The organism is Pseudomonas sp. HK3 (assembly GCF_052920985.1).
In genome coordinates this window covers 921,148-935,332 of record NZ_JBREXD010000001.1, presented here as the reverse complement: position 1 = coordinate 935,332, position 14,185 = coordinate 921,148, and the positions used below count along the sequence as shown (strand labels likewise).

The following is a 14,185-nucleotide window of genomic DNA, read 5'->3' as shown; positions in this document are numbered from 1 at the left end:
ATTTTATACATTTCTACCAAATATTTTAACACCCACAATCGATTAATTATAAATAAATCCTATTTTTTAATAAAAATATTATCGAAAGTTCTAATTTAATACTAAAATAGTGTTGAAAATAAAAAATACACTAACTTATATTATAAATAAACATCCCTATAAACTTTTCGACTAAGATAAAGTATCAGATTTTAAAACCTTTAAAATCTGATACTTTATTTTTATATATAAAAATTAATGGAAAGATATTAGAAAAACTAAACCTGTAAAAAAACCATAGTATCCCTATAAATATTTATACGTGAAAAACTGAATCTAGATATATTAAATTACAAAAATTATATGACTGTAAAAAACTATCAACAATATTTTTAATATAAAACATCGTTAAAATCACCCCATTATCATTACGGAAATCTGGCATCACCTTGTGAAAATTCTAAGCGAGCTTCCAGAACGGATATTAACTTGCATAAGTTAAATATCATATCTACACAAAAGTTTTAGTGATCAACTAAAAAACATGTCATTACACTCTCCTTTTTAGGCATAGTATTTGGTTGCATTTATACTGTATGCACTTTTATGAATTATACCGTCCTCTTTATTCCGACCTGATGTTGCATTTACAAGTTGAATTCACGTCTTAATGGGACAGGAGTGCTACTCATTTTCGCAACAACACTCTAGTTCTAAAACTCTAATAAAATTTAGGAAAGTGATTAGGACCTCCCAATACGTCTAAACATTATGGGTAAACAAATGTACACCGAAAGTGGAGATTGCCCCACAAATATTGAGATTAAAAATTTTTTATCTACTGATTCTCAGAATTTTTTATTACTCTCTCGCAGCGAAAAAATAAAAATAAATATAAATAACAAGGAAAGTCAAACATGCTGAATAGAACCACAATCATTACTGGGCTGCTTTCATCATTGCTAGCTTGCAGTGGCTGCTCACCCAGCTCAGAGCCCCCTGAAGAAATAATTCCCGAACCTCAAATTCAACAACCTAGTCAGGCGGAACTCGCTGAGCTGTCTGCTGCGCTAAATGATATTAGCCCAGTTAATCTTAAAGCTACAGTTGATATGATGTTCCAATCACCAGCTTTTTCGACACTAAATTCCGGCATCGAATTTAGTGCTAATACGCTGCCTAATTGGGCTCAGATTGACAAAAGTACGGGCGCTATTAGAGGAACTCCAGCAGTCGCTGATGTTCATGCTGCGTATCCATTCACTCTTATCGCGACCCGAGGCTTGGCTCAAGTAAACTTAGAGACGTCATTAACCGTACAGCATAAAGAAAGTTTATTAACTCCCGACTCGTTGGATTTTAATGCGACAGACTTCGACGGAAATGCCCGCCCTTTGAATAATCACCTCATTGGTGATTTACCGGGTCAAGTTACGTTTGTGCAGACACACTCGATCGCACCCAATAACAATGAAGTAAAAAATGCTGCGGATGAAACACAAAGCCGGTATATGCCAAACCTGGTTGCATTACGTGATGCATTGCTTTTATTTACACCCGATGCAGCACAAATGCCAATTAGTGTTGATGTCGAGGTGTCGTTAAATGGAGAGGTGCAAGGACACTATCCTATGATGCATCCTTATGCTTTATATAAATCGGATTTCGATGGCCCGGAAAAAATTGAATATTCTCACTCAGCTTGGAGTGTTGAGCTTCCTTGGAATTTAATTCGTAATGGCATGTCGTTAAAATTCACAAGTAATCAAGGCAGCGCAATTGAAACTAGTGGTGAATTAATCGCGGCTAATATCGATATTGGTGATGCTAGCCAAATGATCATACAAACTATTCGTTTAGGTATGTTAACTCATTTTGATAAATTACCGGTGCATTTAACCTTAAATAACCCTTGGTTAGCAGCTGCTGATTATTTTCAAATATCGCCAGTATCCAAATTAGTCGTCGCGAGCTATGCAGATATGACATTAAATAAAACCATCCTTGCCAACGGCACAATATACGATACGGTTAGCGCTGGCGAAGGTGGCATTTATTCTGGTGATATGCGTCAGAACGTTGCAAAAGCACAGGTGAGTACAGGTATTAATTTGGCAAATTATGGCATCAGCAGCAACAACACCCTCCAGTCTTACCCACATTTGTTCAAGCAAGTGACTACTCACCACGCTTGGGGAAATTATCAAAATGGTCGCCAAGTTCATGGCTTAAGTGGTGGTAATGGTATTGGCACCCTCTACTCTACACAAGGTAATGAAGCCAGTCACGAGTGGGGGCACGCTTATGGTTTGGGACATTATCCAGGCAGTATATTAACCGAAGATAAGCGTTTTCAGCGTCATCACGCAGATAGCGGTTGGGGTTTTATTGCTCACCGTAAGCGTCTTCGTAGCAATATTTATTATAAAGATGTTCAATCCAGCCCAGAGTACTATAAAGGTATTTATTCCTATCACAATGACCCAATGTCTTCGGCTATTAATACCTCTCGCTTCTCTAAATATACGTTCCATACTGGTTACTCGGCACTTATTATGCAAAAGCATTTAGAGCAGTTTCCAGTAGCTGATAATAACTTTAACAGTGGCTATAAAAAATGGGATGAGAGCACCGGTAATTATCAACAATTTGATTTCCCTGCAGAAGATCAGCGATTAGCACCCCAACAAGTCGGTGTTCCTGTAGCGACCATTTTAGGGGGTTATGATCCTACTGGCACAAACGCATTAATCTACCCTGTATTTCATGGTAACTACGGTAATGTTTTTAATTTGCCCGCACCGGACCTTTCGAAAACAGATGGTATCTGTTGGTTAACCATTAACAATGCTGCAAACCAATCACGCAATATTGCTTTGGCTGGTACTCGTCACAATGCAAAGAGTATTAATCAATTGCATATTAATGTTGCAGCTGATTACTTACCAACTTCTGCCAAAGTAACCTGTCGTCAAATGGGAAGGGATATTGAGTTGGCTCGTACGGAATTTGATGGAATTATTCCTCCTTTGCCTGAGCTTGCAATTGTGGGCCAAGAAGCAGGATATACTGGCCTACGTCCACATGAGATGGCGCAATTAAGTAAAGCCTTTAGCGCAATATCAATGGATGCTATTCTCTCACTAAGCTCGTCTATGTATGACATACTTGCTAGCTATAGCACTGAAGAGTTAACGGCGGGTTTAACAGCCCAGGCCAAACCCATATGGCTAAAGTATACTAGCCAGCAAAAAGCTGTAGTAGACTTAAAGCTGGTGTTACAACAGCTTATGCAAAAGCAAACAACTATGGCTGAAAAAGCGAAGCAGATGCGGACAGAATTAATCGCCAACGGTATTATTGCAGAAGGACAATCAATGCCAATGGATGGTTCCATTATTCAACAAGGCCAGCGCTATATTACTGCCAAACTTAATGCAGATGGTTATCTCACTGCATCAACCGATGCTGCGGATGCTGCTAGCTGGATCGTTGACAAAAAACGACGTATTCATTTGGCCTCACAGCCGTCTATGTGCATATACGCAAACAATAGACGTGTAGGTTTAGCGAGTTGTGAAAACAATACAAAGACTCAGGCCTGGAACTTTGCCGATGATGGTACGCTTAAAATTGTAGGCAGTCGTGAGTGTGTTGATTATGATGGGGCTAGACGCCGTTTGATTACTTATGGCTGCCACGCTGGAGCAAACCAGCAATGGAAAATAAATACAGAAGCTAAAGTTGACAACTTGTTATTAGAATTATGGGCAGGCAGTGACTTAGAAAATTTGTATCAACTTTTGCAGCATTAAAGTTGAAATAAAGGTTAGTCGCTATCGACTTTTTAAAACAACCACTTGCGCTTGAATGTTTTTATAAAATCAACCAAACGCTTTATTGCTGGCTTGTCGCTCTGATAAGTCAGCAGAATTGAAAGCATTAACTTTTAAAATATTTTGATAGTTAGCCTTCTAGAATCCAATTCACCTGCCTCAATAGCCCTTTACATGGCACAATCTTTTAAATTCATGCCAGCAATCAGAAAACCTACACTGTTCGGCGAACGTCTCTATACCTATAAACATTAGGGGAAATATATGGGGTCAGCATTTAACTGCCATTGTTTATATTTATGCATACTATCTATAAACAATGGTGTTGCTAACCAATGCTCCAACCAATCTTTTAAATGTGCATACTCGCTATTTTCAAACCAATTTTTATCGACATGCGCAAACTGACGTACAAATGGGAAAATAGCTAAATCTGCCAAACTCACCTCATCAGAAAAAAGACATGTATGCTGGCTTAATCGCTGATTTAACTGCGCTAAAAAAGTCTCACCTTTTTCACGATAAAACACTTCACTCTCTTCAAAACGATCGGCGTATTTATAACGATCAAGTGCCCACTTAAACTCACCATCATTGGTTGTAATTAATGCATCGATTTCTGATCGTTGGTTTAATGGGTAGAGTTTTCGCGAAACGGATTCGTTTTGAGAGACAACAAACTGCATAATCTCAATGCTTTCTTCTATTACGCGCCCATCGCTTAATTGTAAAACAGGCACAGTGGCTTTTGGGCTGATATCCAGCATAGCCTGCGGCTTATCCTTTAAAACCACCTCTCGTAATTCAACACAATTGGCGTCTAAACAATAGGCAAGCGCCAAGCGCGCACGCATAGCGTAAGGACAACGACGAAACGAATACAATACACCCAACATACTTAAGCCTTAAAAAAACATGCCCATCAAAGGATGGGCATTATAACACAAACACATTGTGTACTATTAAGCTAAGCCGCTTTTTGCTTAGTGCTTGGGCTATCTGCTTGTGCTTTTGGTTCTTGATAGTTTTTAAATAACCCCATAACGGCTTTGCCTTTTTTAAGGCCAAGCATGCACATTGTGCTCATGACGCCGCCCATTAAACCACCGCCTACGCCTGCCGTCATTGCATCGGCACCTGTCATGTATAAATTCTTGATTGGCATTTGTGGGTGCAAACACGATTGTTTAAAGCGGTCGACAAAATGATCCAGCCCGTAAATTTCACCTTTAGCGTTAAGCTGATAAAATTGCGTCGAAAGCGGCGTTGAAAATTCATAATAATCCAATGCATCACGTAGCTGAGGTAAACGAGTAAACAATACTTCTAACAATTGTTTAGATAGCTGCTCTTTTTTAACGTCGTAATCATCGCCGCGCTGTTGCCAGGTGGTGCCGTTCCATTGTTCATAGTCGTTCATATTGGCAATGGTGACGATTTCAACCGTGCTCTTACCAGGAAAACGATTATCCCAATCTGGGTCTTTTGATGAAGGGAATGACACATAAATTAACGGTAATGGACTCGAGCTGTCTTTAATATAGTTAGCAACGTTACCATCGTGATCACCATTTGGATAAATCCAAAGGTTGGTGGTATTTAATCCTAATTCTTTTGCTGTGCCTTTAAAGCCTGCATATAAGCAATGGGTGGATTTTGAATATTCAATGGCACCTGTGTTCAACCATTTTTCAACGTTGTGTTTCTCACGGCTCGCTTGCGGATACAAGCGCTTAATTGTGTTCATAAAACCCACATTCGTAAACACGACATCCGCTTTGATCTCATCGCCGTTTACCATTTTTACGCCGCTGCAAACATTGTTTTCGACTAACAGCTCATCTACTTCAGCATAGGTGAAAACTTCACCGCCGCTTTTTTGAATGGTAGGAATAATACTGCGGGCAATTTCTGATGCACCGCCAACAGGGTAAGCACCACCGGCTAAATAATGTTTTGCGATTAATGCATGCATCATAAAAGCGGCTTCGTTTGGTGTTTGACCATAGTCACCCCACTGCCCCGTTAACACACTAATTAATTCTTGGTTTTGCGTAATGCCTTCTAAGACTTCGCGAGTGGTTTTGAAAAAGGCTTTATCAACAAGTAACGGGCGCACTTTGTTATATAACACTCCCATCCACTTTGGCATGGCCGAGGCGGCAAAAAACTTAGGGGTTTGTGTGGAAATTTTACGAATCAATGCCACGTACGTTTCAAGATTCGCACGCTCATCAGGAAAGTGCTTACTGAGTTCATTAATGAAATTTTCACGCCCCGCAACAAAATCGAACTCTTTGCCGCCAATAATGATTTTATCGTAAACAGGCTCCATGGCCGCCCATTTTAAGCGCCCTTCACTAATGGTATCGAATATGCGTTTTAACGAGCTAGGTTTATGCACCTCACCGATGTAATGGACGCCAACATCCCACTCATACCCTTCACGCTCATAAGCATGAGTAAAGCCACCAGCGGTATAATGTTGCTCAAGCACACACACTTTTTTACCCATTAACGACAATAAGGCCGCATTGGTTAAACCGCCAATGCCTGACCCGACCACAATGGCATCATAGTGCTCATCGGCTCGACTACTGCGATAACGCTTACCCGTTCTAACCTTTACTTTTGCCATCGGAGTCTCCAGATTGATACGCGATATTATTATTTTTATATGCAATTTATTGCATATCTATTTTGACTATAAAACGCTTCAAAGACATATGCAACTATTTGCATATAAGATCTAAGCATCATACACTTTACGCTTATTCCGTCATGACCCGTACCATGTCACTTAAGCACGCCATACTCACACTGCTCGAAACCGAAGAAGGGTCAGGTTATGACCTGCTCAAGCGCTTTAAAGCTCGGCTTGGCTTTTTTTGGAACGCCAGCCACCAGCAAATTTATAGCCAACTTAAAACACTTCATCAAGATGGACTCATCGACTGCACGTTAGAGCCTCAACAAGGCAAGCCTGACCGTAAGGTTTATCATATGACACAAGCAGGTCACGAGACGTTAATTGAATGGCTAGAAAAGCCCGTAAAAGTAGACAAAGTAAATGATGCATTGTTGGTAAAAATGTATGCGGGCCATCTAATTGATAAACAAAAAATGCAATTAGAATTAACCGAGCACAAAACCATTCACCAGCGCATGTTAGAAACATTTTTAGCACTCGAGCAAGAATACCTGGCGTTAAGCAAAACCAAGAAAAAACCGTTCGAGTTACCCTACCTCACATTAAGACGAGGCATTTTAGGTGAGCAAGCATGGTTACAATGGGCAGAAGAAGTGGAGACTTTTCTTAAATCTTAAAGCATTTGTTGTGCGCACTGCTTCATTAAAAACCCACGCAATGCCTGTACGGCTGGATTAAGTTGACGCCGATGCGCACAGATCAAATTAAGCGGTGTGTTCTCGCCCTCCCACGATTCACACACAAGCGTTAGTTGACCACTGTTTAATTCCCCTTGAATATCTAATAACGATTTAAAGGCAATGCCTTTGCCTGCTACCGCCCAACGTCTGACCGCGTCACCGTCATTAGCGCTGCGATCACCACTGACTTTCACATTTACCTCTTTATTATTTTTAAATAATTGCCAGCGATCATGCAGGTGCTCAGCCACCATAAAGGTTAAGCAGTTATGTTCAGTTAATGCTTGAGGGCTTTCGGGGCTGCCAAAACGCTCTAAATAGCTAGGTGCGGCACACAAAACACGCACATTATTTGCCATGATTGGCATAGCAATCAATGATGAGTCCGCTGGCATTCCGTAGCGTAGGGCTAAATCAACAGGTTGGCGATACATATCAGCGATGTGATCCGTTAGTTGAATGCGCAGCGTAATATCTGGGTACTGATTCATAAATTCATCAAGCCAAGTTAACAAATAGTTACGACCTAAATCGGACGGAATAGACAACATTAATGTTCCACGCACCACGCTCTGACCATCTTTAATAGCCGCCACACCAACGTCTAGGCTTTCGAGCGCTTGCTGTACATGCACTAGAAAACGCTCCCCGTCATGGGTTAAACGCAGATGGCGAGTCGAGCGAACAAACAACGCCACACCTAAATCAGCTTCAAGTCGTTTTACCGCGGCACTGCAAGCCGCTGGCGTTAAATTAAGCTGACGTCCTGCCGCGGTTAGCGAGCCAAGTTGAGCCGTTTGATTAAAAATAGAGAGGTCTTGAAGTGATTTCATTTTCAAATTTATTTTGAAGGTGTTAGTTAATTATACTAGTTTTTCAAATATATTTTATCAATTAAGCTCCTTACATGACTTAAACCTCACTAAAAACCCATGTACGGAGCCACCATGACACTTTTCAATAATCACGCTTTCAGCCATTTCACACTGCCTAATCGCATCGCAATGGCCCCCATGACACGCAGCCGCACCACCCAACCCGGCAATATTCCTAATGCCATGATGGCCGAATATTATGCGCAACGTGCCAGTGCTGGGCTTATCGTGACAGAGGCGACTCAAATATCCCCTCAAGGCCAGGGCTATAGTTTTACCCCTGGTATTCATTCGCAAGCACAAATTGACGGTTGGAAATTAATCACAGATGCTGTTCATGTAAAAGGAGGCCGTATTTTTGTACAACTATGGCATGTGGGCAGAATGTCCCATGAGTCGTTCCATGAAGACGGCTTACCGGTTGCGCCCTCAGCATTAAACCCAGATGCACGGGTATGGATTGTAGATGAGCACGGTCAAGGTGCGATGCAACCCTGCCCGACACCGCGCGCACTCACAAAAGAAGAGATTCCTGGCATCGTAAATGATTACCGCCAAGCCGCAATAAACGCGATGGCCGCGGGTTTTGATGGCGTTGAAATTCACAGCGCTAATGGCTATTTACTGGATCAATTTTTACGAAGCACCTCCAACAAACGTGAAGACGAATTCGGCGGCACAATAGAAAACCGTGCGCGCTTATTACTGCAAGTCGCCAACGCAATTACCGGTGCAATTGGTGCCGACAAAGTCGGCGTACGCCTTGCGCCATTTATTACCGCTCGCGGAATGAATTGCCCTGAAATTCAAGACACTATTTTATACGCTGCAAAACAGCTTGATGAACTTGGAATTGAATACTTGCATCTTGCAGAGGCCGATTGGGATGACGCACCAGTGGTACCCGAAATTTTTCGTCAAACACTGCGCAGTCTATTTAACCAAAGCATAATCGTAGCCGGTGGTTATAGCCAACAAAGCGCTGAGCATATTTTACAACAAGACTATGCAGACCTAGTGGCATTTGGACGCCCGTTTATCGCTAACCCTGACTTACCAAAACGCTTTAAACATGGATTAGCGCTTGCGCAATTGAATGGCGATGCATTATTTGGCGGCACCGAAAAAGGATACAGTGACTACCCAAATTATATGGAGCAGCCTGCGTAATATATTGATCATAAAAAGGGTTAACGGCTAATTATGCATTTAACCCTTTTGCTAATATTGTTGTCAGTGCTTTAGCCGAAACCGCTTTACAGCCTGTTGCATTTTGCCCACACCATAAGGGCGTAAAATCCCCAAGACCTTTTGCTTCGCTTGCTTTTCTAAGGGCCGTAATTGCATCACTTGCATGGGGAAAACTGGGCGCATTTTTGCTAATTGGCCCTAGCTCACGTATGGCTCGATTAACGATTCCTCGTGCCGCACGGCCCGAAAACACATTGGTAATTTTCGTATGATGAGCATCATCTGATTGCAAAATATGGCGATGAATATCACTTGTCTTTGCCTCATCACATAATAAATAGGCCGTGCCCACTTGCACGGCAATGGCACCTAACGTGATGGCTTGATTAACCGTTTTAGCATCTACAATACCACCAGCCGCAATCACAGGAATGGTAACAACTTGTTTAATCGCGCTTAACAAAGGCAGTGTGTTTAATTGACCGTCTAAATCCGATTTTAAAAAATGACCGCGATGACCGCCCGCCTCTAAACCCTGAGCAATTATCGCATCTGCACCATTTTCAGCTAACCATTTTGCTTCTGCGACGGTGGTCGCCGTCGACCAAACTTGGCCACCCCATTGTTTAATCGCCAAAATTAAATTTACATCTGGCAAACCAAAATGAAAACTTACCACCGATGGTTTAAATGGCGCGATCACGTTAAGCATCTCTTGATTAAACGCTTGGCGTTTTGGTCCATCAGCCAATTGCGTGGCGTCAAGATTAAGCGCTTTAAAATAAGGCGCTAAGGTGTCAAGCCAAACCTGTTTTGCTTCTGCTGTTAGTGGCACGGTTTTATGAGCAAAAAAGTTTAAGTTGTAAGGCTTATCTGTCAGTTTGCATACGTTTTCTAAACTCATTTGTAAGGCATCAAGATTCAACATAGCGCACGGCAATGACCCTAATCCGCCAGCGTTTGAGACCGCTGCAGCCAACACTTCGTCTTGCACACCTGCCATGGGCGCTTGAACAATAGGATAACGTAAACCATTTAACATGAGACTGACTCTAAAAAAGTGGTTATGACTTTAAGTTATTAAAACCATCGTAACAATAAGACTGACTTATTATGACAACAAGACCATCATATTAAGCCAAATACACGTGACACTTTCCCTTAATCTCCCTGCAATGTAGCCTAAATAACAATCAAAATAAGAATAAAGAGTGATACAGTAGTACCATGCCTAATCGAATTGCCTCATACATTAGCTTAAGCACCCCGGGATTGATTCATCAGGGGATGCAAGACTTTGGCATTCCTGTTGCCAACTTTAAGCCCTTAGTAAAATTACTCGTTACTCAAGGGGTTAAACTTGAAACATTATTAGCCGATACCGGTATCAGCCTGAATGATTTCACCCAACTTGATCATAATGTTATTTTTGAACAATACCGCCGCTTACTCAATAACGCTCGACGTTTAACCCAAGACAGCAGCTACGCGTTAAAACTGGGGGAACAATTTTTTATTAATCACGATGGTGTATTAGCTTGCCGCGTCATGAGCAGTGACAACCCAGATCAAGCCATGGCGCTACTCGAAACCTATCAAACATTGTTTACCCAATTACTGCACTTTCGTTTTGAAAGTAATGAAAACGGTGGCGTCTTTACCATTGAAGAAAAAATACCATTAGGCAATATTTTGCCTCACTTTATCGAATTTACATTCTCAGCGCTTTTTTGTTTAGGGCGGTTTTGTCTTGGTCAAGCACACATGGATATTGAAATTGAATTCTCTTACCCATGCCCAAGTGACGAACCTATTTTTGAAAGATTTTTTAATAACCCTATTCGCTTTAACGCAAAAGCCAATCGAGTGATTTTTCCAGCTCATACGTTAAAACAATCCATTATTTTTGCGAACACCTTAACCGCCATCGAGAATGAGAAGCTTTGTCAGCAAAATTTAAGTCAAATTCAATCCGATGAAATTATTATTAAACGGGTCAAAAAGGTCATACGCGATATTCCTTTTACACAGGTGTCATTAGAACACCTTGCTGAAAACTTGCACATGAGCCCACGAAGTTTGCGCCGGCATTTACACAACCATGGGGTTAATTACAAAACGTTACTCGAAAACGAACGTAAGCGCCTTTCATTAAAACGCATCGAATCTAACGACAGCTCCCTTGACGACATCGCCCATGAATTGGGTTATCTAAATGCATCAAGTTTTAGCCGCGCATTCAAACGCTGGTTTGGTGTCGCCCCATTACACTACAGACAAAACAGCGTGGTCGAACACAAAGGCGACACACCTACAAAGGGGTAGTCCATGTCTGCCAAATTAACTGTTTGGCCACTAGAGTATTAACACTTGTCCTGTTAAGTAATGGCGAGATCGCCACAGCAGACTAAGATTCATTCGAGCTATGTCATAGAAATGCCGTCATGATTTAGCAAAGGGAAGCGTTACAAAAGGATACAACAATAATAATTAAACACCGATAGACTTATTGTCTGTCCAAAGGGCCTCAAATTATGCAAATGAATCTTAAGCATCTGACACGTTCAGTGTTAAGCGTGACCGCATTACTGACTAGCTTTGTTTTCAGCCAAAGTGCAATGGCTGAAAATTGTTACATCATGGTTCATGGCCATGGTACCGACGGCAGCGTCAAAAGTGGCAGCAACCAGCCTGCCCTAGACTACTGGCGCAGTTCTCACTTTAGCCAATATAACGGCGCAGACTTCTTAGCGCATTTACTGAGCGCCAATGATAACTACGGCATTGTGGGCTATAACTCCACCGATGAAGCTGGTTACCCGTATTGGCGCAATGAAACCGCAGGTGAAATCTCCCGCCAAATCATCGCCATTAAACAAGGCAACGGCGACGGCTATAACCATGACCAAGCAGGCACTCAGTGCAACAGCACAGATGACTTCTGGGTGGTTAGTCACAGCCAAGGCGCGCAGCAAATGACGTTTATTTCTGGCAACGCGATCTCTGGTTCACCGTATTACAACACCGCATTTAATGCCAATGGCTCTAGCGTTACGGTTGACTACAAAAGTGCCATGAGCGGCATCTTAGGTGTATTTACCACGGGTGGTGCAATTAGCGGTACGGAAGGCGCAGACCGCATTTGCAACGGCAATTGGTTAGACTCGTTAATCAACGCGGCGTTCTTAGGTAAAGACTGCAACGACAGCGTTAAGTGGATGCAAACTAACGATTCATACCTTGCGCGTAATCTAATTGGTACAAACCTAGCAGCGCCTATGTATGTTATGGGTGGCTACAAAAGCTTCCCTGGCATTCAAGGGGCATCAGCTGGCTTCTTAAATGGTGAAGACGATGGCTACATCAACCTTGCATCACAAATGAGCTGCGCAGGCTCGCCTAAGCGCAGTCTTTGGGATGACTTAAACCAATACAAAACATTCCTAGGCATAGCCTATGGCTCCCCTAAGTTCCGCTGTAACAATGCCAATAAAGGCACACCACGTACTTACAACATGGCCAGTGTTTACACCGACCATGATGCAGAACGTAACGGCGGCATCAGCTACCACAGACTACACCAATATCGAAAACGGCTTAAGCTGTGGTAATGGTCGAAACATGGCAGCACGCATCGGTATTTGCACCGAGTAATAAGCGTTAACCATAAAGCCCCCTACTATTAAAGTTTGGGGCTTTTTTTATTTTTAATGGACTCAGCAGTATGTACAAAAAAATAATAATAATTTTCGCAGTCACTTTTTTTATTGGCGTATACGCTTTCAACAACGATATTTCACTCATAGAACGCCACAATTCATTAGCCAAACAAACTGTAAACACACCCTCTGTGTTGAGCACCCTCCCTACATTCGCCACAAGCTTGCAAAACCAAAACCAAACACAAAAATTATCGCCACCATTACAGGCACAGGTACCACAAACATCATCCATTGCTAGCACCATTGCACGCATCAAAGAACAACAAGAGCGCACACAGCTGCAAGACAGCCTTATCAGCGACCACGAACAATTCAAACGTTATCCCGAAGGCAATGCCGCTATCCCCGATGTCGACCATGACCCTGTACTGCAACGCTATGAGGTCGATGAGCGCACCACCATGAACGAAGACAAAAGCATGGGATTAACGATTTGGAGCGATAAAAAATTCTATTTAAAAACAGACACTGTCACCGTATTTGCCTTTGTGCAAAACAACGAAGGGAAAAAGCTATCAACCAATTTTAACGCTGAACTATTGGACATTCGACAACAAAAAATCGCTAAATTAGCGTTCACCAGTACTGGTGACAACACCTATCAAACCAGTATTAATCTTGCTGACTTCTCTAGCACACAATTAAGTGCAGGCATTTACAAGGTGCTTATTAATGACCCCAAACATAAACTCATTGATGCCGTCACCTTTACCCTCACACAACCCGATATTGAACTCACTGGCGAGTTTAAAGAGCGCATTGACAATGATGGTCAATTAATAATAGAAGTTCAGGTATTGATTGGTTCGAGCAGCCAATACTACGTACAAGCTTCTTTGTATAGTGCCACTGAAGTACCCATTGGCGTCACACAAACCTCAATACAATTAAGTGCAGGTTTACATTGGCTACCTCTGAGTTTTGCAGGGGTCATGATTAAAGATGCCGGCGAGAACGGCCCGTATGTTTTAAAGAATGTATCCCTTGCCAAAGTCACAATACCTATGATGCGAGCACCTTTGGTTGAACCTGGATTTACTACGCAATCATATGGGCTAGATGAATTTAAAAACTAAGAAGCATAACTATTAGCATTATAACTTTATAAATAAACGTCCGCTCCCACACAAGGGAGCCTGATGCTTCAAATCTTAACTTAATAACTACGAACCATTTATTAACAAAAGATGTA

The 14,185-nt window shown here is 41.9% G+C and carries 10 protein-coding genes; 6 read left to right on the top strand and 4 right to left on the bottom strand.

Annotated elements, in window-relative coordinates; genetic code table 11:
* Positions 1–896 precede the first annotated feature (896 nt).
* Positions 897–3,794: a M66 family metalloprotease gene (locus ACU6U9_RS04480; RefSeq protein WP_446733864.1), complete on the top strand. Its 2,898-nt coding sequence runs from the start codon at positions 897–899 to the stop codon at positions 3,792–3,794.
* Between the two features lie 272 nt (positions 3,795–4,066).
* Here ACU6U9_RS04480 and ACU6U9_RS04475 read toward each other — a convergent pair whose 3' ends face one another.
* Positions 4,067–4,711 (bottom strand): glutathione S-transferase, encoded by a 645-nt coding sequence (locus ACU6U9_RS04475; protein ID WP_446733863.1) that lies wholly within the window; start codon positions 4,709–4,711, stop codon positions 4,067–4,069.
* A gap of 71 nt (positions 4,712–4,782) precedes the next feature.
* Positions 4,783–6,453, bottom strand: a complete 1,671-nt coding sequence (locus tag ACU6U9_RS04470; protein WP_446733862.1) for a phytoene desaturase family protein — start codon at positions 6,451–6,453, stop codon at positions 4,783–4,785.
* A gap of 155 nt (positions 6,454–6,608) precedes the next feature.
* On the opposite strand from ACU6U9_RS04470, the gene ACU6U9_RS04465 reads away from it, so the two are divergent.
* Positions 6,609–7,142, top strand: a complete 534-nt coding sequence (locus ACU6U9_RS04465; RefSeq protein ID WP_446733861.1) for a PadR family transcriptional regulator — start codon at positions 6,609–6,611, stop codon at positions 7,140–7,142.
* Here the strand turns inward: ACU6U9_RS04465 and ACU6U9_RS04460 are convergent.
* Positions 7,139–8,038: a LysR family transcriptional regulator gene (locus ACU6U9_RS04460; protein ID WP_446733860.1), complete on the bottom strand. Its 900-nt coding sequence runs from the start codon at positions 8,036–8,038 to the stop codon at positions 7,139–7,141. The genes ACU6U9_RS04465 and ACU6U9_RS04460 overlap by 4 nt on opposite strands.
* Before the next feature lie 114 nt (positions 8,039–8,152).
* Here ACU6U9_RS04460 and ACU6U9_RS04455 point away from each other — a divergent pair, with 114 nt between their 5' ends.
* Positions 8,153–9,250, top strand: a complete 1,098-nt coding sequence (locus ACU6U9_RS04455; RefSeq protein WP_446733859.1) for an alkene reductase — start codon at positions 8,153–8,155, stop codon at positions 9,248–9,250.
* Between the two features lie 31 nt (positions 9,251–9,281).
* Here ACU6U9_RS04455 and ACU6U9_RS04450 read toward each other — a convergent pair whose 3' ends face one another.
* The gene (locus ACU6U9_RS04450) at positions 9,282–10,313 is read right to left on the bottom strand and encodes an NAD(P)H-dependent flavin oxidoreductase (RefSeq protein ID WP_446733858.1); all 1,032 of its coding nucleotides are present in this window, start codon (positions 10,311–10,313) and stop codon (positions 9,282–9,284) included.
* Positions 10,314–10,498: 185 nt separating this feature from the next.
* Here ACU6U9_RS04450 and ACU6U9_RS04445 point away from each other — a divergent pair, with 185 nt between their 5' ends.
* The 3 genes from ACU6U9_RS04445 to ACU6U9_RS04435 all read left to right on the top strand — a co-directional run bounded on the left by ACU6U9_RS04445 (position 10,499) and on the right by ACU6U9_RS04435 (position 14,069).
* Positions 10,499–11,596: an AraC family transcriptional regulator ligand-binding domain-containing protein gene (locus ACU6U9_RS04445; RefSeq protein WP_446733857.1), complete on the top strand. Its 1,098-nt coding sequence runs from the start codon at positions 10,499–10,501 to the stop codon at positions 11,594–11,596.
* 209 nt (positions 11,597–11,805) lie between these two features.
* On the top strand, positions 11,806–12,882 hold the full coding sequence (locus tag ACU6U9_RS04440) for a hypothetical protein (RefSeq protein WP_446733856.1): 1,077 nt from the start codon (positions 11,806–11,808) through the stop codon (positions 12,880–12,882).
* Between the two features lie 239 nt (positions 12,883–13,121).
* Entirely contained in the window at positions 13,122–14,069 is a 948-nt protein-coding gene (locus ACU6U9_RS04435) for a DUF4785 family immunoglobulin-like domain-containing protein (protein ID WP_446733855.1), read from the top strand.
* The last annotated feature ends 116 nt before the right edge of the window (positions 14,070–14,185 follow it).